Genomic DNA, 21,650 nt, shown 5'->3' with positions numbered 1-21,650 from the left:
CCCGGGCGGCGACGGATCGGGCGGTGCCGGGGCCAGGCCGTGCCGAGGGTCAGGCCGTGTCGAGGGTCAGGCCGTGTCGAGGTCAGGCAGTGTCGAGGTCAGGCCGTGTCGAGGGTCAGGCCGAAGGCGCGCAGCGCGGGACCGACCGGGGTGAAGTAGCTGGCACAGCCCCCGTCGTCGCCGCCGCCGCTGTGGATGCCCTGCGCCTGACCGGCCGCGGTGATGTACGGGCCGCCCGAGTCGCCCTCGCGTGAGCAGAGCGAGGCCACGCCCATGCCGTTCTGCAGCTGGCCGTCGAAGTTGACGCTGCGATTGCGGCCGGTGATCTGGCCGCAGACCCGCCCGCTCGTGGCGCCGGTCAGGCACACCGTCGAGCCGACCGGCGCCTCGCGGCTCCCGTGCACGGTCGTCGCGCCGACCGTCGGCTGCGGGGTCCAGCTCGGGTCCGTCACCGGGATCGCGCCGGCGTCGAGGTCCGCGGAGGCGCTCTTCGCGCCGGAGCCGATGGGCACGCCGTCCTCGGACTGCCAGTCAGGGTTGCCGCGCGTGCAGTGCCCGGCGGTGAGGATCCAGTCCTGACGGCCGGCGCGGGCGGTGAAGCCGAGCGTGCACTTCTCGTAGCCGCTCTTGATCGTGTCGCCACCGGACATGTCCGCGTGGTGGGCCGGTCCGCCGGCGCCGGCACGGACCTGCAGCGTGCCGGGGTCGATCCCGGCCAGCATCGCATCGACGGCGGGGGTTCGCGGGCCGGCCAGGGCGACGTCCAGGTGCTGGGTCGCCTCGTCCACGCCGTAGTCCGCGACCTCCGGCGGCAGCCCGCCCGCCGCGGCGCGCTCGTCGAGCGTCCGCTGCAGCGCCGCGGGATCCAGCCGCGGCCCGGTGCGGAGCACGGGAGTGGCGCCGAGGGCGCCGATCGCGTCGACGGTCGAAGGGTCCCAGGTGCCGATCATCAGCCGCGAGGTGGCCGGGTCGAACCACTGACCGGCCAGCGCGGATCCCGCGGCGGCCGCGGCCGCCGGAAGGAGATCGACCGCGGCGGTCTCGCTCAACGGCGCGGGGCCCGGCTCGGCCGAACTCGACGGGGCCGGGGCGGCGGACGCGGGTCCGACGAGGAGGGCACCGGTCAGCACGGCGAGCACGGCCGCCCCGGTCACGAGACGGGTACGGACGGCGAGGGTCGGCACACCCGGGCCAACGAGCCGCTCCCGCCCCGGCCCCGGCCACGGCCCGGGATACGCCCGAAGGTGTGGCAACCCCGGGCGACGGTGACGCCCGGTGCGGGCTACACCCCGTCCCGCTCGACGGGGCAGCTCATGCACCGCGGGCCGCCCCGGCCGCGGCCGAGCTCGCCGCCGGGCACCTCCAGGACCTCGATCCCGTTGCGCCGCAGGAACGTGTTGGTGGTGACGTTGCGCTCGTAGGTCACCACGACGCCCGGCGCGACGGCGAGCACGTTGCACCCGTCGTCCCACTGCTCGCGTTCGGCGGCGTGCACGTCCTGCTCGGCGGTGAGCACCCGGATCGAGTCCAGGCCCAGTGCCGAGGCGATGGCCGTGTGCATCTCCTCAGGCGCGTGGTCGATCATCGCCATCTCCTTCTCGGAGTCCCCCGGCGTGACCGTGTAGGACGGCAGCATCCCGAGCCCGGCGTACTTCACGAACGTCCCGGGGTCCGCCATGGTCATCACGGTGTCCAGGTGCATGAGCGCCCGGGTCTCGGGCAGCTTCAGCGCCACGATCTTCTGCACCTGACCGCCCGCGAACAGCGACTTCGCCAGCCGCTCGACGCCCTGCGGCGTGGTCCGCTCGCTCATCCCGACGAGCACGGCGCCCCCGCCGAGGACCAGGAGGTCCCCGCCCTCGACGGTCGCGGGCCCGTTCACCGAGCCGGCGGACCAGACCTCGAACCCGCCGCCGGCGAACAGCGGATGCCACCGGTAGATCGCCTCGTAGTGCACGGTCTCCCGCATCCGCGCCTTCTTGCGCATGCTGTTGATCGCGACGCCGCCGTGGATCCAGGCGCTCGGGTCGCGGGTGTAGAGGTGGTTGGGCAGCGGCTCGAGGACGAAGTCGTCGAGGTCCAGGACGTGGAAGGCGATCGAGCGCGGCTCCTCGATGCGCTCCAGCACCTCCCGCTTGGTGATCCCGCCGATCATGTGCTCGGTGAGGGTGCCGGGGTCCATCGCGTCGAAGCAGTTCCGCAGCGCGTCGACGGCCAGCGGGCCGTAGATGCGGTCGTCGAAGATCCGGTCGAGAGCGTAGGCGTGGGCCTCGGGGAGCTCGAGGGTGGCGCGCAGCAGGTCCGCGAACAGGTGCACGACCACCCCGCGCTCGCGCAGCGCGTCGGCGAACCGGTCGTGCTCCGCCTGGGCGCGCTGGACCCACAGCACGTCGTCGAACAGGAGGCGGTCCTTGTTGCCGGGGGTGAGCCGCTTGAGCTCCAGCCCCGGCCGGTGCAGCAGGACTTGGCGCAACGTGCCGACCTCGGAGTACACCCCGAACGGGCCACCTGGGTTCATGGCGCACATCGTGTCGGAAGATGTGTCGATGCGTCTGGATCGGACCGACGAGCGGATCGTCACGTTGCTGGTCGACGACGGGCGTCGCAGCTACGCGGAGCTGGGCGCGGAGGTGGGGCTCTCCGCCTCCGCGGTGAAGCGCCGCGTGGACCGGCTGCGCTCCGACGGCGTGATCACGCGGTTCAGCGTGCGACTCGATCCGGGCGCGCTGGGCTGGACCGTGGAGGGGTACGTCGAGCTGTACTGCCGGCCGAGCACGCCCCCCGCCGCGATCAAGGCGGCGGTGTCCGGGCTGCCCGAGGTGGTCGACGCGAGCACGGTCTCGGGCGAGGCGGACGCACTGGTGCGGATCCTGGCGTCGGACATGCGGCACTTCGAGCGGGTGCTGGAGCAGATCGGCGCGGAGCCGTTCGTGGAGCGGACCAAGTCCGTGCTGGTGCTCTCCCCGTTGATCAGGCGGACGCCAGGGGTGTCCTGAAGGGCCGCGCAACGTTCGGGCGTCGAACCGGGTATATGCGCACCGATCGGGCGTGATCCGGCAATGGATCGTGATTGTCCGCGCTACTGAGCGCTATCTACGCTGGCGGGGGACAGGGTCCCGATGGCGTGACCGTCCGCCTTCCCGCAGGGAGTGCCCGTGACCAGCGTCCTTTCCCGCCCGTCCGAGACCGTCCCGAGGAACCCCACGCGCCGGCACTACGTGATGTGCCCGCCGACCCACTTCGCCGTCGAGTACGCGATCAACCCCTGGATGACGCCCGGGGCCGCTGTCGACCTCGATCTCGCGTTCGCCCAGTGGGACACGCTGCGCCGGACCTACGTCGAGCTGGGCCACGAGGTGACCGTCGTCGAGCCCGTGCCCGGGCTGCCGGACATGGTCTACGCGGCCAACGGTGCCACCGTCGCCGGCGGGATCGTCTACGGCGCGATGTTCAGGTACGCGGAGCGGGCGGCCGAGGCCGCCGCCTACCGCCTCGCCCTCGCCGCCGCGGGGCTGACCCGGTTCGCCGAGCCGACCTTCGTCAACGAGGGGGAGGGGGACCTGCTCGTCGCGGGCGAGGTCGTCCTGGCCGGGAGCGGGTTCCGCACGGACCCGCGGGCGCACGTCGAGGCCGCGCGCGTGCTGCGCCGGCCGGTGATCGGGCTCGAGCTCGTCGATCCGCGGTACTACCACCTGGACACGGCGGTGACCGTCCTGTCGGACACCGAGATCGCCTACCTGCCGGAGGCGTTCGCGCCGCGGTCCCGGGGCGTGCTGGCCGGGCGCTACCCGGCCGCGGTGATCGCGAGCGCCGAGGACGCGGCGGTGCTGGGGCTGAACGCGGTGAGCGACGGGCGGCACGTCGTCCTCCCGGCGGCGGCGGCCGGGCTGGCCGCGGAGTACGCCGAGCGGGGCTTCACCCCCGTGGGCGTCGACCTGTCCGAGCTGCTCAAGGGCGGTGGCGGACCGAAATGCTGCACGCTGGAGGTGCGGGCATGACACTGCTGCCGGAGGCGGAGCTCGCGGAGCCGGCCGTCGCCCACGACAGTCCCACCGCCGTCCACGAGCGGCTGATGGCCGAGCACTCGGCGCACAACTACCACCCGCTGCCGGTGGTGATCGCGGACGGGCAGGGGGTCTGGGTCACCGACGTCGAGGGGCGCCGCTACCTGGACTTCCTCGCCGGGTACTCGGCGCTGAACTTCGGCCACCGCCACCCGGTGCTGACCGCCGCCGCGCACCGCCAGCTGGACCGCGTCACCCTGACCAGTCGCGCCTTCGGCAACGACCAGCTCGGCCCGTTCTGCACCGAGCTCGCCGCGCTGCTGGGCAAGCAGCGGGTGCTGCCGATGAACACCGGCGCGGAGGCCGTCGAGAGTGGGCTCAAGGTGGCCCGCAAGTGGGGCTACGAGGTGAAGGGCGTGCCGGCGGGCCGGGCGCGGATCGTCGTCGCGGCGGAGGCGTTCCACGGCCGCACGATCAGCGTGGTCTCGTTCTCCACCGATCCCGAGGCGCGCGGCGGGTTCGGCCCGTTCACCCCGGGCTTCGACGTCGTGCCGTACGGCGACGCCGCCGCGCTCCGGGCCGCGATCACGCCCGAGACGGTGGCGGTGCTGCTCGAGCCGGTCCAGGGCGAGGCGGGCGTGATCGTCCCGCCGCCCGGGTACCTGGCCGCGGTCCGGGAGATCTGCACCGCGTCGAACGTGCTCTACGTGTCCGACGAGGTGCAGGCCGGCCTGGGCCGGACCGGGCACGTCCTGGCGACGCGCGCGGCCGGTGTCGACGCGGACGTCTACCTGCTCGGCAAGGCGCTCGGCGCCGGGATCATGCCGGTCTCCGCCGTCGTGGCCGACTCCGACGTGCTCGGCGTGCTCAAGCCCGGCCAGCACGGTTCGACGTTCGGGGGGAACCCGCTGGCCTGCGCGGTCGGCCGGGCCGTCGTCGGCCTGCTGGCCGAGGGGAGCCTGCTCGAGCACACCCGCGCGATGGGCGAGATCCTGCACGAGGGGTTGCGGGAGATCGTCGGGCACGGGGCGACGGCCGTCCGCGGGGTGGGCCTGTGGGCCGGCGTGGACGTCGACCCGGAGCTGGGGACGGGCCGCGAGGTCTGCGAACGGCTGGCCGCCCTCGGTGTCCTGGCGAAGGACACCCACGGCCCCACCGTTCGCCTCTCCCCGCCGCTGGTGATCACCGAGCCGGACCTGCACACCGCCCTGGCCGCCCTCCGCCACGCCCTGCAGTCCTAGGGCATCGTGACGGTGAGGCGGGGGACGTTCGGGCTCTCGGCCGAGCCGAAGCGCTTCCAGGAGAGCGGGTCCGTCTCGTCGGTCGCGCGGAGCTGCACGGTGCCGGACGTCGTCCCGGCGGCGGCCCACTCCTTCACCAGGGGTGTGACGTCCACGGTGGTCCAGCCGGGGGCGCACGCGGCGTTGTTGCCCCGGGTGTCGGTGCTGGTGGCGCGCACCGCGTCGGCGGCGGGCTGGTTCGCCCAGCGCAGTGCCGGCCCGATCGGCCCGGCGCCCGGGTTCAGCGAGCGGACCTCCCAGGCCCGGGCCTTGCACGAGGCGGACCAGCCCTGGAACACCTCCAGCATCGCGGTGCCGATCGGCTTCCCGGCGAGCTGCGCGACGTCCCAGGTGAGGTAGCTGCGGGCGGCCGCGACCCCGTCGTAGCTGCCGATCCGGAGCTCGGGCTCGCCGGAGGTGTCGGTGTTGCGGATGGTCGTCTGCACGGTCGTGTCGAAGGGGACGGGCGCGGCCCCGGCCGGCTTCTCGGCGGCCACCACCCGGCTGACGGCGGACTCGGCCTCGGTCATCCCGGTGCGGCCGTCGAGCGCCGGGGCCGGGACCGCCTCGGCGGCACCGCGCAGGGCGAGCGCGGGCGCCGGACCCGTCGGCACGCCGTCCTTGCGGATCGACGCGACGAAGCCGGCGCGTGTTGCCTCGACCTCGAGGCTCCAGCCCGGGGCGACCTGCGGGTAGACGGCGCGGTTGGCGGCGAGGCGCGGAGCGGGCAGCGCGGTGGGCCAGGCGACGGCCGCGGACCCGCCGCCGGCATACCGGACGGACGGCCCGGTGGGGGTGAGCGTGAGGTCGTGCGGTCCCGCGACGGGGCGGACGACACCGTCGGGATCCGTGCGCAGCGTCAGGTCGACCGGCAGCCACTCGGCCCCGCCGGACGCGGCCGGGCGCTGCACGCGGACCGGGCCGGAGTAGAGCGTGACGGTGCGGGCACCGTCGGCGCGGACGGCGGTGTCGCTGGACGCGGTGGTGGCGTCCTCGGTGAGCGGGGCCCCGGCCGGAGGTGTCGCGGTCGGCGGGGGAGTCGCGGCGGAGGCGACACCCGGTGAGAGGAGCCAGAGGAGCGATGTTGCGAGTAGTGCGGTCGCGGCGGTCGCCGCGCGTCGTGACATGTCCGAAGAACTACGGCCAGGGACCACGCACGGCAAGATAGCTGCGTCGGGAGAGACCGTGTCGGGGGAACGAAGTCACCCGATGGCGCAGCCGCTCGGCGGACCGATCTGACCGCGGGTAGTCAAAATTGTGTGATCGACAGTCAGTCGTCGCCGGAAAACGGCCGTCCGCCGACTCCTGGGCGCGCGAGCAGTTCGGGCTTGACGGCACCGAACATCACGGTGAGCAACATCTCGGCCGTCTGGTCCGCCGTCTCGTCCGGTCGGTTGAGGCTGCGGACCAGGAGCAGGTTGATCACCACCCCGCTCAGCTCGGCCGCGGGCGGGAACGGATGCAGCTCTCCGGAGCGCTGTCCGTCCTCGATCAGACCCTGGATCGCGGTCGTCATCGGGGCGAGGTTCCGCGGGTCCCCCTGGTCCGCCGGATCCGGCGGCGCGGTGGTGCGCGCGGTGTAGTCCAGCATCGCCAGGGCCAGGGCCGCGGTGAGCGCCCGGTGCCGGGCGCTGGTCCGGCTCAGGGCTCTGACCTGCTCACTCAACGCGTCGACGACCGGTCGGCCCGTCCGGCGGTCCTGCTCCGCGGAGAGCGCGAGCGGTCGGAGCAGCGGGGCGTACACCGTGCCGATGAGCGCGTGCTTGGTCGGGAAGTGGTTGTAGGCCGTCGCGGGGCTGACCCCGGCGGCGGCGGCGACGTCCTCCACGCGCGTCTGGTTCCAGCCACGGGTGCCGAAGAGGGCATCCGCGGATTCGAGCAGGGCGCGGCGCGTGCGCTCACGTTTCGTCCGTGCCGCACGGACCCGCGGATCTTCCGGGGGAGCTGTCTCATCGGGGGGCATCGCACTCCGTCACCGTTTCTTCGCCCAACCATACTTGACTCCAGTTCGACCGGTACCCCACACTGGTGACGCGCTACTTGAATATCGAACAACGGTTCCCGATCGCCGCAGGGCACGGCGGCGGTCGGGACCGGTGCCGGGGGCAGCCGGGCCGCAGGGGTGCGGCTCGGACGCCCTTTCCGACGCCGGGCGGAGCACCGCACCACAGCGGCACACCTCGACGGGCACATCGAGGCGTGCCGCTGAGTCCGCGCACGGCATCGGGGGCCCGGTAGTCCCCGGTGCAGGGAGAGGGGAACCCGTCGATGTACACCTCTGTTCGCACGCTCATGTCCGGATCCGGCCGATGAGCGCCGCCGCCGAGCAGTTCGCCCACCACGTCGGTCAGCCGGAGCAGCGGCTGATCTCGATAGTGCCCGCCCTGGAGCTCGAGCTCCCGGCGGAGCTGGAGGAGGTCCCGGAGACCTCGGGGCGCTCGCTCCCGGAGCCCGCGGCCCTCGAGCAGTTCGTCGCGGGCGCCGTCGAGGGCGACACGCGCGCCAGGGACGAGCTGCTCACCGAGATCCGTCCGCTGGTGCTGCGGTACTGCCGGGGCCGGCTCGGCCGTCAGGAGACCGTCATCGGCTCGGCCGAGGACGTCGCCCAGGACGTCTGCCTGGCCGTCGTCAACGCGCTGCCGACGTACACCGTGAAGGGCCTGTCGTTCCGCGCCTTCGTCTACGGCATCGCGGCGCACAAGGTCACCGACGCCTTCCGGGCGATCGGGCGCAACCGGTCCGAGCCAGTCGCGGAGGTGCCGGACATGGCCGTCAGCCACGACGGCCCGGAGCACCGGGTCCTCGCGGTCGAGCTCAACCACCGCCTCGGCGGCCTGCTCGACACGCTCACGGAGCGTCAGCGCGAGGTCCTCGTGCTGCGGCTCGCGGTCGGGCTGAGCGCCGAGGAGACGGCGAAGACCGTCGGCTCGACGCCCGGTGCGGTCCGGGTGACCCAGCACCGCGCGCTGGGCCGGCTCCGCCAGCTCGTCGCCGAGACCGGGGTGGCCGTGCCCGGGCTCGCCGCGACCCCCGCCCCGGCCGACGACGAGGACCGGGACGGCCGATAGAGGCGGGCGACCCGTCCTCGGTCGAGGACGGCCGAGGGTAGTAGCCTGTCCGCGATCACCACGAGAGGTGGCGATCACCTCACTTGATGATCGCGGGAGGGCTTTGTGTCGGCTGGTCAGATCGCTGCGCTGATCGCCGCGGGGGCTTTCGTCGTGCTCGTGGTGCTGATCGCGATCCCGCTGCTCAAGCTGGGTCGCACGCTCGACGAGGCGACCGTGGCCATCCGCAAGGCCCACGAGGGCAGCGCTCCGCTGCTCACCGACGCGCACGCCACCCTCAGCTCGGTGAACACCCAGCTCGAGCGGGTCGACGGGATCACCTCGAACGCGCGCCAGGTCAGCAGCAACGTGTCCGTCCTGACGTCGCTGTTCACGGCTACCCTGGGAGGTCCGCTGGTGCGGGCCGCCGCGTTCTCCTACGGGTTGAACAAGGCGGTCAAGGCACGCAGGGCGGGCAAGGATGCTGGGGCGCACGCGCTGCGTGGCCGCAAGGGCAAGGTCAAGGGGAAGAAGTGAAGCGCCTGTTCTGGCTCGGCGTCGGTGCGGCCGCGGGCGTCTACGTCTCCCGCCGGGTCACCGAGACCAAGCAGCGGCTCACCCCGCAGGGTATCGGCGCGGACCTCGCGGACGGCCTGCGTGAGCTCGGTGCCGGCCTCGGGGCCTTCGGCGCCGAGGTGCGCGCCGGGATGTCGGCCCGCGAGCGGGAGCTGACGGACCTGGTGGAGCGCCGGACCGGCGCCGTGCTGCCCACGTACTCCGACGCCGTGTCCGAGGACGCTCCGCGTGGCGCCCGCCCGACCGCGAACCCCGGCGCGCGAGCGCGCCGGGCAGGAGCCTGAGCGGCGTCTCCGCCGCGCTCCTGCCGTTCGTCGCGTCCGTTCCTCCTCCTGATCCGGAGAGATCACTCCCGTGCAGACCCATGAGATCGTCCGCCGCTTCACCGATCACTTCGTCGCGGCCGGCCACACCCGCGTCCCCAGCGCGTCGCTGATCCTCGACGACCCGAACCTGCTGTTCGTCAACGCCGGCATGGTGCAGTTCAAGCCCTACTTCCTGGGCGACGTCCCGGCGCCGTACCCGCGCGCCACGTCGATCCAGAAGTGCGTGCGCACCGGCGACATCGACGAGGTCGGCCGCACCACCCGGCACAACACGTTCTTCCAGATGGCCGGCAACTTCTCCTTCGGGGACTACTTCAAGGCCGGCGCGATCGAGCACGCCTGGAACCTCGTCACCGGTGACCAGGCGTCGGGTGGGTTCGGCTTCGACCCGGACCGCATCTGGGTCACCGTCTACGAGACCGACGACGAGGCGATCGCGCTCTGGAAGCGCATCGCCGGGCTGCCCGACGAGCGCATCCAGCGCCGCGACGGCAAGGACAACTACTGGGACATGGGCGTGCCCGGTCCCGGCGGCCCCTGCTCGGAGATCTACTACGACCGCGGGCCGGAGCACGGCCGCGACGGCGGCCCGGTCGTCGACGAGGACCGCTACCTCGAGATCTGGAACCTCGTCTTCATGCAGGACGAGCGCGGCGAGCTGAGTCCCAAGCTCGGCCACCCGCCGGTCGGCACCCTGCCCAGCAAGAACATCGACACCGGCATGGGCGTCGAGCGCGTCGCCTACCTGCTGCAGGGCGTCGCGAACGTCTACGAGACGGACCTGGTCCGCCCGGTCATCGCCCGCGCCGAGGCCTTCTCCGGCCGCAGGTACGGCGCGAACCCGGAGGACGACACCCGCTTCCGGGTGATCGCGGACCACGCCCGTTCCGGCGTGATGATCATCGGCGACGGCGTGACACCCTCGAACGAGGGCCGCGGGTACGTCCTGCGCCGGCTGCTGCGCCGCATCGTCCGCTCCGCCCGCCTGCTGGGCGTCACCGAGCCGGTGCTGCGTGCGTTCGCCGAGGTCGTGCGGGACGAGATGGCCCCGACCTACCCGGAGCTGCAGACGGAGTTCGAGCGGATCTCCGCCGTCGTCGAGGCCGAGGAGGAGGCGTTCCTCTCCACCCTCACCGCCGGCTCGCGGATCTTCGACACGGCCGTGGCCGAGACGAAGTCCTCCGGTGCGCTGATCCTTCCCGGTGACCGGGCCTTCCAGCTGCACGACACCTACGGCTTCCCGATCGACCTGACCCTGGAGATGGCCGCCGAGCAGGGCCTCGAGGTCGACCAGGACCGGTTCACCGCCCTCATGCAGGAGCAGCGGACCCGCGCCAAGGCGGACGCCGCCGGCCGCAAGATCGGGTTCGTGGACGCGTCGGTCTACCGGGCCGTCCTGGACACGCACGGCTCGACGAGCTTCCTCGGCTACACCGAGCTGGTCGCCGAGGGCTCGATCGTCGGGCTGCTGAAGGACGGGCAGCCCGTCCCCGCCGCGGCCGAGGGCTCGAACGTGGAGGTCGTGCTGGACCGCACGCCGTTCTATGCCGAGGCCGGTGGCCAGCAGGCGGACACCGGCGAGCTGCGGTCGGACTCGTTCACCGTGCGCGTCGACGACGTCCAGTCACCCGTCGCGGGCCTGCGCGTGCACCGCGGGGTCGTCACGCACGGCACCGTGACCGTCGACTCGTCCGTCGTGGCCGAGGTCGACGTGGCGCGCCGCGCCGCGATCTCCCGAGCCCACACCGGCACGCACCTCGTGCACGCCGGGGTCCGCGGGGCGCTCGGCACCTCCGCCGCCCAGGCCGGGTCGCTCAACGCCCCCGGGCGGCTCCGGTTCGACTTCACGTCGCCGGGCGGCGCGGTGTCGCCCACGGCGCTGGCGGAGATCGAGTCCGAGGTGAACACGGTCCTGCAGCAGAACCGCGAGATCGAGACCTACGAGACCTCGATGGACGAGGCCCGCCGGCGCGGCGCGATGATGCTCTTCGGCGAGAAGTACGGGGACCGCGTCCGCGTCGTGGACATGGGCGACTACTCGCGCGAGCTGTGCGGCGGCACGCACGTCGGCCGCACGGGCGAGCTCGGCCTGGTCAAGGTGCTGTCCGAGGGCTCGATCGGCTCGGGCGTGCGCCGGGTCGAGGCCCTCGTCGGCCTCGACGCCTTCGACTACATGTCCAAGGAGCACCTGCTGGTCAGCCGGCTCGCCGAGCAGCTCAAGGCCCGCCCGGAGGAGCTGCCGGAGCGGGTGAACGGGCTGGTCGAGAAGCTGCGCGACGCCGAGCGGGAGATCGAGAAGCACCGGGCGGACGCCGTCCTGGCCTCTGCCGGGACGCTCGCGGACCGGGCCGAGGATCTCGACGGCACCGCGCTCGTCGCCGTCGCGGCCCCGCCCGGGCTGGGCGGCAACGACCTGCGCTCGCTCGCCTCGGACGTCCGCGGCCGGCTGGGCAGCAAGCCCGGCGTGGTCGCGCTGTTCTCCTCCGACGACGCGGGCAAGGTCGCGTTCGTCGTCGCCACCACCGCCGCGGCCCGGGACCAGGGCCTCGCCGCGGGCAAGCTCATCCCGACGTTCGCGCAGGCCGTCGGTGGGCGGGGCGGCGGCAAGCCGGACCTCGCCCAGGGCGGCGGCACGGAGCCGGCCGGGATCCCCGCGGCCATCCAGGCGCTCCGCGAGGCCGTACGGGCGTGAGGGCGGCGGCACTCATGGCGCTCTCGTTCCCCGTGGCGGCACGTTCGCGCCACGGGTGCCGGCGATGACGTTCACGCGGGGGCGCCGGCTGGGCGTCGACGTCGGGGCGGTGCGGGTCGGCGTCGCGCTGTGCGACCCGGACGGGATCATCGCCACCCCGCTCGTCACCCTCGCCCGGGACGTGGCGGGCGGGGCCGACCTGCGAGCGCTCGCCGAGCTCGTCGCGGAACACGAGGCCGTCGAGGTCGTCGTCGGGCTGCCGCGGACCCTCGCCGGGCGCGAGGGGCCCGCGGCGCAGCTCGCGCTGGAGTTCGCGGAGGCCATCCGAGGCGTCGTCGACGTGCCGGTGGTCCTGCACGACGAGCGGCTGACGACGGTCGTCGCCACCCAGCAGCTCCGCGCGCGCGGGGTGAAGGGGCGCAAGCAACGGGCCGTCATCGACCAGGCGGCGGCCGTCGGCATCCTGCAGGGTTACCTCGACGGGGCCCGTGCCCGGTGAGGGCCGCGGGTCCCGTGTGGGGCCCTCGACACCCGCCGGACACCGGCTGGCTACGCTCGGGGACGTGAACGGTCGCGCCGCGCCCCCGCCGCCCCGGCCGTGGACGCCCCGGTGACGGACGGTTCCGGGCTGCGCACCACCCGGCGCGAGGAGCTCTCCGCCCGGCGGGCCGAGCTGCGTGAGCGGGGCCGCCGCCGTCGCCGCCGGGGCCTGTTCATCCTGCTGGCGATCCTGGTCCTGCTGGGCGCGGTGTTCGGTGGTGGCGCCTACTTCCTCGGCTCGTACCTCTTCACCGACGACTTCGACGGCCCCGGCGAGGGCGACGCCGTCGTCCGCGTGCTCGACGGGGACTCCACCCGGCAGATCGCGACCATGCTGGCCCGCCGCGGCGTCGTCGCGAGCCCGGAGGCCTTCACCGAGGCGGCCGCGGAGAACGCCGCGATCCGCTCGGTGCAGCCGGGCTACTACCAGGTGAAGCTCAAGATGTCCGGCGAGGACGCCGTCGGCGCGATCCTGGATCCCGCGTCGCGCGTCGGCCGCATGGAGGTCCGCGGCGGCGTCCAGCTCGACGACACGCGCTCGCCGGACGGCACCGTCACGCCGGGCGTGCTCAGCCTGATCTCCTCCGCCACCTGTGCGCAGCTCGACGGGGCGCGCACCTGCGTGAGCGCCGACGACCTGCGGAACACGATGGCGACGGCGGACCCGGCGTCGCTCGGGGTGCCGCCGTGGGCCGTCGAGGACGTGACGCGCGCCGAGCCCGGCCGGCGCTTCGAGGGGCTCGTCGTCCCCGGGCTCTACGACGTCGCGCCGGGCACCCCGGCCGCGGAGGTGTGGAAGTCCGTGCTGGGGGTCTCGGTCGCCCGGCTCGCGACGAACGGCCTGGGCGGGGACGAGAACCGCAACGGCCTGAGCTCCTACCAGCTGCTGGTGCTCTCCTCGCTGGCCGAGAAGGAGGGCATCACGCCGGACATGCCGAAGGTGTCCCGCGCGATCGTCAACCGGCTGGCGGGCGACCGGCGCCTCGAGCTGGACTCCACGGTCAACTACCCGCTGGACCTGCAGGCGCTGCGCACCACGGCGGAGGCCCGCGGCACGGCCGGGCCGTACAACAGCTACCAGAACACGGGCCTCCCGCCCACGCCCATCGCCGCCCCCGGCAAGGCCGCGATCGCCTCCGCGCTGAACCCCGAGCCGGGGCCGTGGGAGTACTTCGTGCGCTGCCAGACGGACGGCACCTCCTGCTTCGCGACGACGTTGCCGGAGCACCAGGAGAACGTGCGGAAGGCGATCGCCAACGGCGCGTTCTAGAGGGCCCGTCCTGCGGATCTCCAGCCGGCGGCACAGATCCGCAGGCCAGACCCTGAAGCGGGCTCAGCGCCCGAAGAAGCCCGCCGGGGGATCGGTCGACGGGGTCGCGGTCCGGTCCGTGCGCGGCTCCGCGTTCCCGGCGAAGGCGCGGGCCTCGTCGTCGTCGAGGACGGTGGCGCGGAACGGGTCGGACGCGGTCCGGCGGCACAGCTCGGGAACCGGCAGCGGCGCATCCGACGCGATCAGCACCAGGTTGCCGAAGCGGCGCCCGGTGAGCAGGTCGGGCACGGCGATCAGCGCGAGCTCGGCGAACACGGCCGCCGCCGTCGCGACCTGGCTGCGGGCGAAGTGCAGCGGGCCGCCGTCGGCCACGTTCGCGACGTAGACGCCCCCGGGCGCCAGGATGCGGTGGGCGTCGCGGACGAACTCGACCGACGTCAGGTGCGCCGGCGTGCGGGCGCCCGCGAACACGTCGAGCACGGCGAGATCGGTGCCGCCCGCGGGGATGCCGGCCAGCCGGGCCCGCGCGTCGCCGCTCTGCAGCTGGATCCCCGGGTCGTCCACGGGCAGCCGGGTGCGGACCAGCTCGATCAGCGCCGCGTCGAGGTCGACGACCCGCTGGACGGATCCGGGCCGGGTCGCGGCGACGTAGCGGGGCAGCGTCCACGCGCCACCGCCCAGGTGCACCGCGCGGACGGGCCGGTGCGCCGGCGCGATCGTGTCCACGACGTGCGCGATCCGCCGGACGTACTCGAACTCCAGATGCTCGGGGTCGTCGAGGTCGACGTGGGACTGGGCGGTGCCGTCGAGCAGCAGCGTCCACGCCTGGGGCCGGTCGGGGTCCCCGACCAGCTCCGCGAGGCCGTGGTCGACCTCGGCACGGATCACCGCGGAGGCGGTCCGTTCGGGACGTCGGGAGAGCACCCACGCCATCCTGCCCGGTGCGCACTACCACGGGGGACCGACTCCGTCACCGTGGCCGCGGTGCCTACGCCCGGGTTGTCCCCACCCCCTCCCGCCTGTCCACAACGAGCGCATTCGTCCGCGCGGCGGCCCGGTGCGGCCGCAGCATCGTGGGCATGAACTCCGGGACGATGCTCCTGCTCGTGGCCCTCGCAATGGTCGACGGCGCGGTGGCGGGCCGCGGCGCCCGGCTCCTGCTGGCCCGGTTGCGACGCGGTGCCCGGGTGTCGCCGCCGTGGTGCGAGGTGGCGGTGGCGCTCGTCTGGGGGCTCGGCACGGCCGTGGTGCTGCAGGGCGGGGCGGACGTCCGGTGGCTGCCGCTCGTCCTCGGGCTCGGCTGGCTGCTGGTCGCCTGCGGGGCGGTCGACGTCGTGCACCGGCGGCTGCCGGACACCCTCACCCTGCCGGCCGTCCCCGCGGTGCTCCTGCTGCTGGTGCCGCTCGGGTTCGGTGCCGTGCTGCGGGCGGCGGGCGGGGCCGCGCTGCTGCTGGGCGCCCACGCCCTGGTCCACCTGGTGTCGCCCTGCGCGCTCGGGGCCGGCGACGTGAAGTTGGCGGCCCCCGTGGGCGCCGTGCTGGCGGCGGTCTCCTGGCCGGCGGTGCTCCTCGGGACGGTGCTGGCGGCGCTGATCAGTGCCACTCTGGCGCTGGTCCTCCTGCGGCGCGGTCGCCGCGAGGTGCCGCACGGGCCGTCGATGCTGGTCGCGTCCTGGGCGGTGGTCGCCCTGGCGGCCGGGTCGTTCGGTGCGGGGTGAGAGGATTGCGGGCGTGTTGCGTTGGATCACTGCCGGGGAGTCCCACGGCCCCGCGCTGGTCGCCGTGCTCGAGGGCATGGTCGCCGGCGTCGAGGTCACCACCAAGGAGCTGCAGGCCGAGCTGGCCCGCCGCAAGCTCGGCCACGGCCGCAGCCCCCGGATGGCGTTCGAGGCGGACGAGCTCGAGGTGATCGGCGGCATCCGGCACGGCCTCACCCAGGGCGGCCCGGTGGCCGTGCGGATCGGCAACACCGAGTGGCCCAAGTGGGAGACGGTGATGGCCGCCGACCCGGTGGACCCCGAGCTGATCGCCAACCGCGCGCGCAACGCCCCGCTCACCCGGCCCCGCCCCGGGCACGCGGACCTCGCCGGCATGACCAAGTACGGCTTCGACGACGCGCGCCCGGTGCTCGAGCGGGCCAGTGCGCGGGAGACGGCGTCCCGGGTGGTGCTCGGGACCGTGGCCAAGGCGTTCCTCAAACAGGCGTTCGGGGTGGACGTCGTGTCCCACGTCGTCGCGATCGGGGCGGTCGACGCCCCGGAGGACCAGCCCGTGCCCGGCCCCGGCGACCTGGACCGGGTTGACGCGAGCCCGGTCCGCGCGTTCTCCGAGGAGACGACGGCGCGGATGATCGCCGAGATCGACGCGGCGCACGAGGACGGGGACACCCTCGGCGGCGTCATCGAGGTGATCGCCTACGGGCTGCCCGTCGGCATCGGCTCCTACGTGCACGCGGACCGCCGCCTCGACGCGCGCCTGGCCGCGGCCCTGATGGGCGTCCAGGCGATGAAGGGCGTCGAGATCGGCGACGGGTTCCGCACCGCCCACCGCCGGGGCAGCGCCGCGCACGACGAGATGATCCCCGGGGACCCGATCAAGCGGTTGTCCAACCGGGCCGGGGGCATCGAGGGCGGCATGACCAACGGCGAGCCCGTGCGGGTCCGGGTCGCGATGAAGCCCATCTCGACCGTGCCGCGGGCGCTGCGCACGGTGGACGTGGCGACGGGGGAGGAGGCCACCGGCATCCACCAGCGTTCGGACGCGTGCGCGGTGCCGCGGGCCGGCGTCGTCGTGGAGTCGATGGTGGCGCTGGTGCTGGCGGACGCGGCGCTGGAGAAGTTCGGCGGGGACTCGATCGCGGAGACCCGGCGCAACGTCGCCTCCTACCTGGAGTCCGCCGGACCGCTCCGCGCGGCCGATCGGGAGCGGCCGAATGAGTGAGCAGGACCGCCCCACGTTGGTGCTCGTCGGGCCCCCGGGTTCGGGCAAGAGCACGGTCGGCAAGGTCCTGGGCAGGCGTCTCGGCGTCGGCTTCACCGACGTCGACGCCGAGATCGAGACGCGGATCGGCAAGACCGTCGCGGACATGTTCCTGCAGGACGGCGAGGGCGCCTTCCGGGCGCTCGAACGCGAGGTCGTCGCGGAGCTGCTGTCCCGGGACTGCGGCGTGCTGGCGCTCGGCGGCGGGTCCGTGCTGGCCGAGGCCACGCGGGTGAAGCTGCGCGGGCACCGGGTGGTGTCGCTGACCGTCGGGCTGGCGGACGGGCTGCGCCGCACCGGCATGTCCACCGCGCGCCCGCTGCTCGCCGGGGTCAACCCGCGCGCGACGTTCCGGGCCCTGCTCGACGCCCGCGCCCCGCTCTACCGCGAGGTCGCGACGGTCGAGGTGGACACGGTGCGCCGGAGCGCGAACCAGGTGGCCGCGGCGGTGCTGGCGGCGCTGGGCGAGGGCCCGGACGAGCTGCCGCCGGCGGCCGCGGACGCGGTGGACCCGGACGACCGCCCCACCCCGCACGAGGACTCGCCGCTGCCCGATCCGGTGCTGGGCCGCCCCCAGGGCTGAGAGGCCCAGGGAGGGGGGAACGGCAGCCGGTTAGGGTTCCCCCATGACCGAACCCGTGCGGATCACGGTGGCCGCGGAGCGGCCCTACGACGTCGTCGTGGGCCGGGGGGTGCGCGCCGGGCTCGCCGGGGTCGTCACCGACCTCGGGGCCCGCACCGTCCTGCTGATCCACCAGCCCGGCCTCACCGACGCCGCGGAGTCCGTCCGCGCCGACCTGGAGGCCGCCGGCCTCGACGCCCACCGCCTCGAGATCCCGGACGCCGAGGAGGGCAAGTCCCTCGCCGTCGCGGGCTTCTGCTGGGAGGTCTGCGGGCAGATCGGCCTCACCCGCGCGGACGTGGTCGTCGGCTTCGGCGGGGGCGCGGCCACGGACCTCGCCGGGTTCGTCGCCGCCACGTGGATGCGCGGGGTCGCGGTCGTGCACGTGCCGACGACGCTGCTCGGCATGGTCGACGCGTCCGTCGGCGGCAAGACCGGCATCAACACCGGCGCCGGGAAGAACCTCGTCGGGGCGTTCTACGAGCCGTCCGCCGTGCTCGTCGACCTCGCGACGCTGGAGACCCTCCCGCCGGACGAGCTGGCCGCCGGCATGGCCGAGGTGGTCAAGGCCGGGTTCATCGCGGACCCCGTGATCCTGGACCTGGTCGAGCAGGGCCCGAAGGCCGCCCTGGACCCGGCCGGGGAGGTGCTGCCCGAGCTGGTCCGCCGCGCGATCGCGGTCAAGGCGGACGTGGTCGGCACGGACCTGCGCGAGTCCTTCCGGCGGGAGATCCTGAACTACGGCCACACCCTGGCCCACGCCATCGAGCGCCGCGAGGCCTACACCTGGCGGCACGGCGCGGCGGTCAGCGTCGGCACCGTCTTCGCCGCCGAGCTGGGCCGGGCCGCGGGCCGCCTCGACGACCCCACGGCGGACCGGCACCGCGCGATCCTGCAGTCCCTCGGCCTGCCGGTCACCTACGACGCGGACGCGCTCCCGGAGCTCGCCGAGTCCATGAGGGGCGACAAGAAGTCCCGTGCCGGGAAGCTCCGGTTCGTGGTGCTGGACGGCCTCGCGAACCCGGGCCGCCTCGAGGACCCCGCCCCGGAGCTGCTGGCCCGGGCGTACGCGCGCGTGGCCGAGGCAGGGGCCGAATGACGCGGCAGGTGCTGGTCCTCAACGGCCCCAACCTCAACCGGCTCGGCACCCGCGAGCCCGGCATCTACGGCGCGACGACCTACGCGGACCTCGTCGAGCTGTGCGTCAAGAAGGGCGCGGAGCTGGGCCTGCAGGTCGAGGTCCGGCAGACGAACCACGAGGGCGAGCTGCTGGGCTGGCTGCACGACGCCGCGGACGCGGGCACCCCGGTCGTCCTCAACCCGGCGGCGTGGACGCACACCTCCGTCGCGGTCCGGGACGCGTGTGCGATGCTCACCGCCCCGCTGGTCGAGGTGCACATCAGCAACGTGCACACCCGCGAGGAGTTCCGCCACCACAGCTACGTCAGCGCGGTCGCGACGGGCACGATCGTCGGCCTGGGCGTCCAGGGCTACCCCCTCGCCCTGACCTGGATCGCCCAGCAGTGACCGCACGCGCTTCTCGACGCCGGAATCCGCGTTATGGAGCCTTGACGCGACCGGGGAGGCGCGAAGAGCGCGTCGTGGCTCCACACCGCGACCAGGGGGGCTCAGCCGAAGGCCATCACGAACTCCTCCTGGGAGCGGGGGCGGAAGACCACGTTGCTCCTCCGGACGTCCAGTAGCGGCGAGCTGGAGTCGTCGGAGTACCGGTGGCCCGGGTAGACGACGGGGTTCCCGGCGAGCGTGGCGAGCCGCTGCAGGCTGGTGTACATCGCCTCGACGTCCCCGCCCGGGAAGTCCGTGCGGCCGCAGCCCTGCAGGAACAGCGTGTCCCCGGCGACGAGCCGCCCGCCGTGGCCCTGCCCGATGAGGAAGCACTGGCTCCCCGGCGTGTGCCCGGGGGTGTGCAGCAGCCGGATCGGCACGCTCCCGACCTGCAGCAGGTCGTCGTTGTCGTGCGGGGTGAGGTCGCTCGCGGCTATCCCGGTGACCTTGGTGACCCACTCCGCCTCCGCCCGCTGGACGTGCACGGGGACCGGCGCGCGGCCGAGCAGCTCCGCGAGCCCGGTCAGGTCGAAGCCCATCATCCGGCCGCCGACGTGGTCCGGATGGTGGTGCGTCACCAGCACTCCGGTGAGCCGCATCCCGTCGGCCTCGACGATGTCGAGCAGGTCCCCGGGCGCGTACGCGGGATCGACGACGACCGCCTCGCGCGTCGCGAGGTCCCCGATCAGGTAGGAGAAGTTGACCATCTGCGCGGCGATCCGGTCGCCCACGGCGTAGTCCTGGCCGGAGAGCAGCTGCCGGAAGTAGAGACCCTCGGTACCGCCGCTGATGCCTGCGTTCACGCGCCCAGCCTAGGCTGGCAACCATGTCTCACGCGTCCCGCCGGACGGCTCTCCGCGCGCTCGTCCGAGAGGCCGGGCTCGACGCCCTGCTGGTCACCGACCTGGTCAACGTGCGGTACCTGACCGGGTTCACCGGTTCCAACGCCGCGCTGCTCCTGCACGCCGACGGCGACGCCCGGACCCGGTTCGGCACGGACGGCCGCTACCTGACCCAGTCCGCCGCGGAGGTGCCGGACCTGGTGCCCGTCATCGAGCGCGCGACCGCCCGAGCGCTGATCGGGCGGGCCGCGGCGCTGGACGTCGCGGCGCTGGGCTTCGAGTCGGACGCCGTCACCGTCGAGGAGCACCGCGCGCTCGTCGACGCGGCCGAGGGCGTCACCCTGGAACGCGCGCCCGGGCTGGTCCAGCAGCTGCGGGTGGTGAAGGACGACACCGAGATCGACGCCCTGCGCCGGGCCTGCGCGATCGCCGACGCCGCGCTGGCCGACCTGATCGCGGCCGGGGGGATCCGGGAGGGCCGCACGGAGCGCGACGTCGCGCTGGACCTTGAGGAGCGGATGCGCCGCCTCGGCGCGCAGGCCCCGGCGTTCGAGTCGATCGTCGCCGCCGGCGCGAACTCCGCCATCCCGCACCACAGCCCGACCGGCGCGCAGCTGCGCCGCGGCGACCTGGTGAAGCTGGACTTCGGCGCGCTCGTCGACGGCTACCACTCGGACATGACCCGCACGTTCGTCCTCGGGCCGCCGGCGGACTGGCAGCGCGAGCTGTACGACCTGGTCGCCCGGTCGCAGGCCGCCGGGCGGGCCGCGGTGCTGCCGGGGACCCAGGTGTCCGACGTCGACAAGGCGTCCCGGAGCGTCATCGCGGACGCGGGCCGCGGCGAGCAGTTCCTGCACGGGCTGGGGCACGGGGTCGGCCTGCAGATCCACGAGGCGCCGGCGCTCTCGGCGTCGGGGAGGGGCGCGCTGGCCGAGGGCATGGCGGTGACCGTCGAGCCGGGCGTCTACCTGGAGGGGCGCGGCGGAGTGCGGATCGAGGACACGCTCGTCGTCCTGGCGGGCGCGGCCGAGCCGATCACGCTGACCACCCGCGAGCTGGTCGAGCTGTAGGCGATGCGGGCGGGAACACTCGGGCAGCCGGCGGAGGCCGGGCGCCTCCCCGCCCGTCGGAGCGCGGCGCTATCCTTGCGGACGGCTCGGTGGAGCCCACCGGGATCGGTGGTCCACCGCAGAGAACTCCGCAGCGTGCGGTCGTACCGGTCTTCGCAGGTGCGGCTCCCGCATGCCCGCTCCTCCGACGAACCGCGACGAACCAGGAGATACCCGCACGTGGCCACCACGAACGACCTGAAGAACGGCTTGGTGCTCAACCTGGAGGGCCAGCTGTGGTCGGTCCAGGCGTTCCAGCACGTCAAGCCCGGCAAGGGCGGCGCCTTCGTCCGCACGACGCTGAAGAACGTGATGACCGGCAAGGTCGTCGACAAGACGTTCAACGCCGGCACCAAGGTCGAGACCGCGACGGTCGACCGCCGGGACATGACCTACCTGTACCGCGACGGCGCGGACTTCATGTTCATGGACGGGGACACGTTCGACCAGATCCCGCTCCCCGCGCCGGTCGTCGGCGAGAACGCCAACTACCTGCTGGAGAACCAGGTGGCGCAGGTGTCGTTCCACGAGAACACCCCGCTGTTCATCGAGCTGCCGACCTCGGTCGAGCTGGTCATCCAGCACACGGACCCGGGCCTGCAGGGCGACCGCTCCACCGGCGGCACCAAGCCCGCCACGCTGGAGACCGGCGCCGAGATCAAGGTGCCGCTGTCTGCGCGGCCGAGCACGGCCTCGGCAAAGTCGAGCCAGTCGTCCAGATCGGCGAGGGGGATGGCAGACGTCCCTGCCGCGCACCCTACGGAACCGGCGTCCGGTCAGAGGCGAAGCCGCGGGTC

20 protein-coding genes and 2 pseudogenes are annotated in these 21,650 nt (G+C 73.9%); 16 read left to right on the top strand and 6 right to left on the bottom strand.

Features of this window, described 5'->3' with window-relative positions:
- Positions 1-98 precede the first annotated feature (98 nt).
- Positions 99-1,154 carry a S1 family peptidase gene (locus JWP64_RS19445; protein ID WP_297499175.1) on the bottom strand — a complete coding sequence of 352 codons (1,056 nt, stop codon included), beginning with the start codon at positions 1,152-1,154 and terminating at the stop codon, positions 99-101.
- A 128-nt stretch (positions 1,155-1,282) separates the two neighbouring features.
- A complete protein-coding gene (locus JWP64_RS19440) occupies positions 1,283-2,518 on the bottom strand; it encodes an arginine deiminase (protein ID WP_297499173.1) in 1,236 nt (411 codons plus the stop codon).
- Positions 2,519-2,546: 28 nt separating this feature from the next.
- On the opposite strand from JWP64_RS19440, the gene JWP64_RS19435 reads away from it, so the two are divergent.
- From JWP64_RS19435 to rocD, 3 genes are all read left to right on the top strand, one after another.
- Positions 2,547-2,996, top strand: coding sequence for an Lrp/AsnC family transcriptional regulator (locus tag JWP64_RS19435; RefSeq protein ID WP_297499171.1), 450 nt, complete (start codon positions 2,547-2,549; stop codon positions 2,994-2,996).
- A gap of 159 nt (positions 2,997-3,155) precedes the next feature.
- Positions 3,156-3,998, top strand: coding sequence for a dimethylargininase (ddaH, locus tag JWP64_RS19430; RefSeq protein WP_366890249.1), 843 nt, complete (start codon positions 3,156-3,158; stop codon positions 3,996-3,998).
- A 74-nt stretch (positions 3,999-4,072) separates the two neighbouring features.
- Complete coding sequence (gene rocD / locus JWP64_RS19425) at positions 4,073-5,245, top strand: ornithine--oxo-acid transaminase (protein WP_297499352.1); 1,173 nt, start codon at positions 4,073-4,075, stop codon at positions 5,243-5,245.
- On the opposite strand, the gene JWP64_RS19420 is transcribed toward rocD, so the two are convergent.
- Together JWP64_RS19420 and JWP64_RS19415 are read right to left on the bottom strand one after the other, a co-directional pair.
- Positions 5,242-6,411: a DNRLRE domain-containing protein gene (locus JWP64_RS19420; protein WP_297499169.1), complete on the bottom strand. Its 1,170-nt coding sequence runs from the start codon at positions 6,409-6,411 to the stop codon at positions 5,242-5,244. The two genes, rocD and JWP64_RS19420, sit on opposite strands and share 4 nt — an antisense overlap.
- Positions 6,412-6,554: 143 nt before the next feature.
- The gene (locus JWP64_RS19415; RefSeq protein WP_297499167.1) at positions 6,555-7,247 is read right to left on the bottom strand and encodes a TetR/AcrR family transcriptional regulator; all 693 of its coding nucleotides are present in this window, start codon (positions 7,245-7,247) and stop codon (positions 6,555-6,557) included.
- A 445-nt stretch (positions 7,248-7,692) separates the two neighbouring features.
- Here JWP64_RS19415 and shbA point away from each other — a divergent pair.
- The 6 genes and pseudogenes from shbA to JWP64_RS19385 all read left to right on the top strand — a co-directional run.
- Positions 7,693-8,277: pseudogene (shbA, locus tag JWP64_RS19410) on the top strand (RNA polymerase sigma factor ShbA); the annotation flags it as partial.
- Positions 8,278-8,457: 180 nt separating this feature from the next.
- Positions 8,458-8,868, top strand: coding sequence for a DUF948 domain-containing protein (locus JWP64_RS19405; protein ID WP_297499166.1), 411 nt, complete (start codon positions 8,458-8,460; stop codon positions 8,866-8,868).
- Entirely contained in the window at positions 8,865-9,191 is a 327-nt protein-coding gene (locus JWP64_RS19400; protein ID WP_297499164.1) for a hypothetical protein, read from the top strand. The genes JWP64_RS19405 and JWP64_RS19400 overlap by 4 nt, the downstream gene beginning before the upstream one ends.
- 70 nt (positions 9,192-9,261) lie before the next feature.
- The gene (alaS, locus tag JWP64_RS19395) at positions 9,262-11,925 is read left to right on the top strand and encodes an alanine--tRNA ligase (protein ID WP_297499162.1); all 2,664 of its coding nucleotides are present in this window, start codon (positions 9,262-9,264) and stop codon (positions 11,923-11,925) included.
- Positions 11,926-11,989: 64 nt separating this feature from the next.
- Positions 11,990-12,424, top strand: coding sequence for a Holliday junction resolvase RuvX (gene ruvX / locus JWP64_RS19390; RefSeq protein ID WP_297499160.1), 435 nt, complete (start codon positions 11,990-11,992; stop codon positions 12,422-12,424).
- 111 nt (positions 12,425-12,535) lie between these two features.
- The gene (locus JWP64_RS19385; RefSeq protein ID WP_297499158.1) at positions 12,536-13,735 is read left to right on the top strand and encodes an endolytic transglycosylase MltG; all 1,200 of its coding nucleotides are present in this window, start codon (positions 12,536-12,538) and stop codon (positions 13,733-13,735) included.
- 63 nt (positions 13,736-13,798) lie between these two features.
- On the opposite strand, the gene JWP64_RS19380 is transcribed toward JWP64_RS19385, so the two are convergent.
- Positions 13,799-14,659, bottom strand: a complete 861-nt coding sequence (locus JWP64_RS19380) for a spermidine synthase (protein ID WP_297499156.1) — start codon at positions 14,657-14,659, stop codon at positions 13,799-13,801.
- Positions 14,660-14,814: 155 nt separating this feature from the next.
- On the opposite strand from JWP64_RS19380, the gene JWP64_RS19375 reads away from it, so the two are divergent.
- From JWP64_RS19375 to aroQ, 5 genes are read left to right on the top strand one after another with little or no spacing between them, the layout of a single operon-like run.
- Positions 14,815-15,453 carry a prepilin peptidase gene (locus JWP64_RS19375; RefSeq protein ID WP_297499154.1) on the top strand — a complete coding sequence of 213 codons (639 nt, stop codon included), beginning with the start codon at positions 14,815-14,817 and terminating at the stop codon, positions 15,451-15,453.
- Positions 15,454-15,466: 13 nt separating this feature from the next.
- Positions 15,467-16,675 carry a chorismate synthase gene (gene aroC, locus JWP64_RS19370; protein WP_297499152.1) on the top strand — a complete coding sequence of 403 codons (1,209 nt, stop codon included), beginning with the start codon at positions 15,467-15,469 and terminating at the stop codon, positions 16,673-16,675.
- Entirely contained in the window at positions 16,668-17,297 is a 630-nt protein-coding gene (locus JWP64_RS19365) for a shikimate kinase (protein ID WP_297499150.1), read from the top strand. Before aroC ends, JWP64_RS19365 begins: the two co-directional genes overlap by 8 nt.
- Positions 17,298-17,340: 43 nt before the next feature.
- Positions 17,341-18,435 carry a 3-dehydroquinate synthase gene (gene aroB / locus JWP64_RS19360; protein WP_297499148.1) on the top strand — a complete coding sequence of 365 codons (1,095 nt, stop codon included), beginning with the start codon at positions 17,341-17,343 and terminating at the stop codon, positions 18,433-18,435.
- Positions 18,432-18,863: a type II 3-dehydroquinate dehydratase gene (aroQ, locus tag JWP64_RS19355; RefSeq protein WP_297499146.1), complete on the top strand. Its 432-nt coding sequence runs from the start codon at positions 18,432-18,434 to the stop codon at positions 18,861-18,863. The genes aroB and aroQ overlap by 4 nt, the downstream gene beginning before the upstream one ends.
- A 101-nt stretch (positions 18,864-18,964) precedes the next feature.
- Here the strand turns inward: aroQ and JWP64_RS19350 are convergent, their stop codons facing one another.
- Positions 18,965-19,705: an MBL fold metallo-hydrolase gene (locus JWP64_RS19350; RefSeq protein ID WP_297499145.1), complete on the bottom strand. Its 741-nt coding sequence runs from the start codon at positions 19,703-19,705 to the stop codon at positions 18,965-18,967.
- Between the two features lie 23 nt (positions 19,706-19,728).
- Here JWP64_RS19350 and JWP64_RS19345 point away from each other — a divergent pair, with 23 nt between their 5' ends.
- Both JWP64_RS19345 and efp read left to right on the top strand, forming a co-directional pair.
- Complete coding sequence (locus tag JWP64_RS19345; RefSeq protein WP_297499143.1) at positions 19,729-20,814, top strand: Xaa-Pro peptidase family protein; 1,086 nt, start codon at positions 19,729-19,731, stop codon at positions 20,812-20,814.
- Positions 20,815-21,033: 219 nt separating this feature from the next.
- Positions 21,034-21,525, top strand: a pseudogene (gene efp, locus JWP64_RS19340) (elongation factor P); the annotation flags it as partial.
- Positions 21,526-21,650 lie beyond the last annotated feature (125 nt).

The sequence above is a fragment of the Pseudonocardia sp. genome (genome assembly GCF_025465255.1).
Taxonomy (GTDB): Bacteria; Actinomycetota; Actinomycetes; order Mycobacteriales; family Pseudonocardiaceae; genus Pseudonocardia.
The sequence above is the reverse complement of the archived record's forward strand: the minus strand, read 5'-3'. Positions and strand labels throughout refer to the sequence as shown.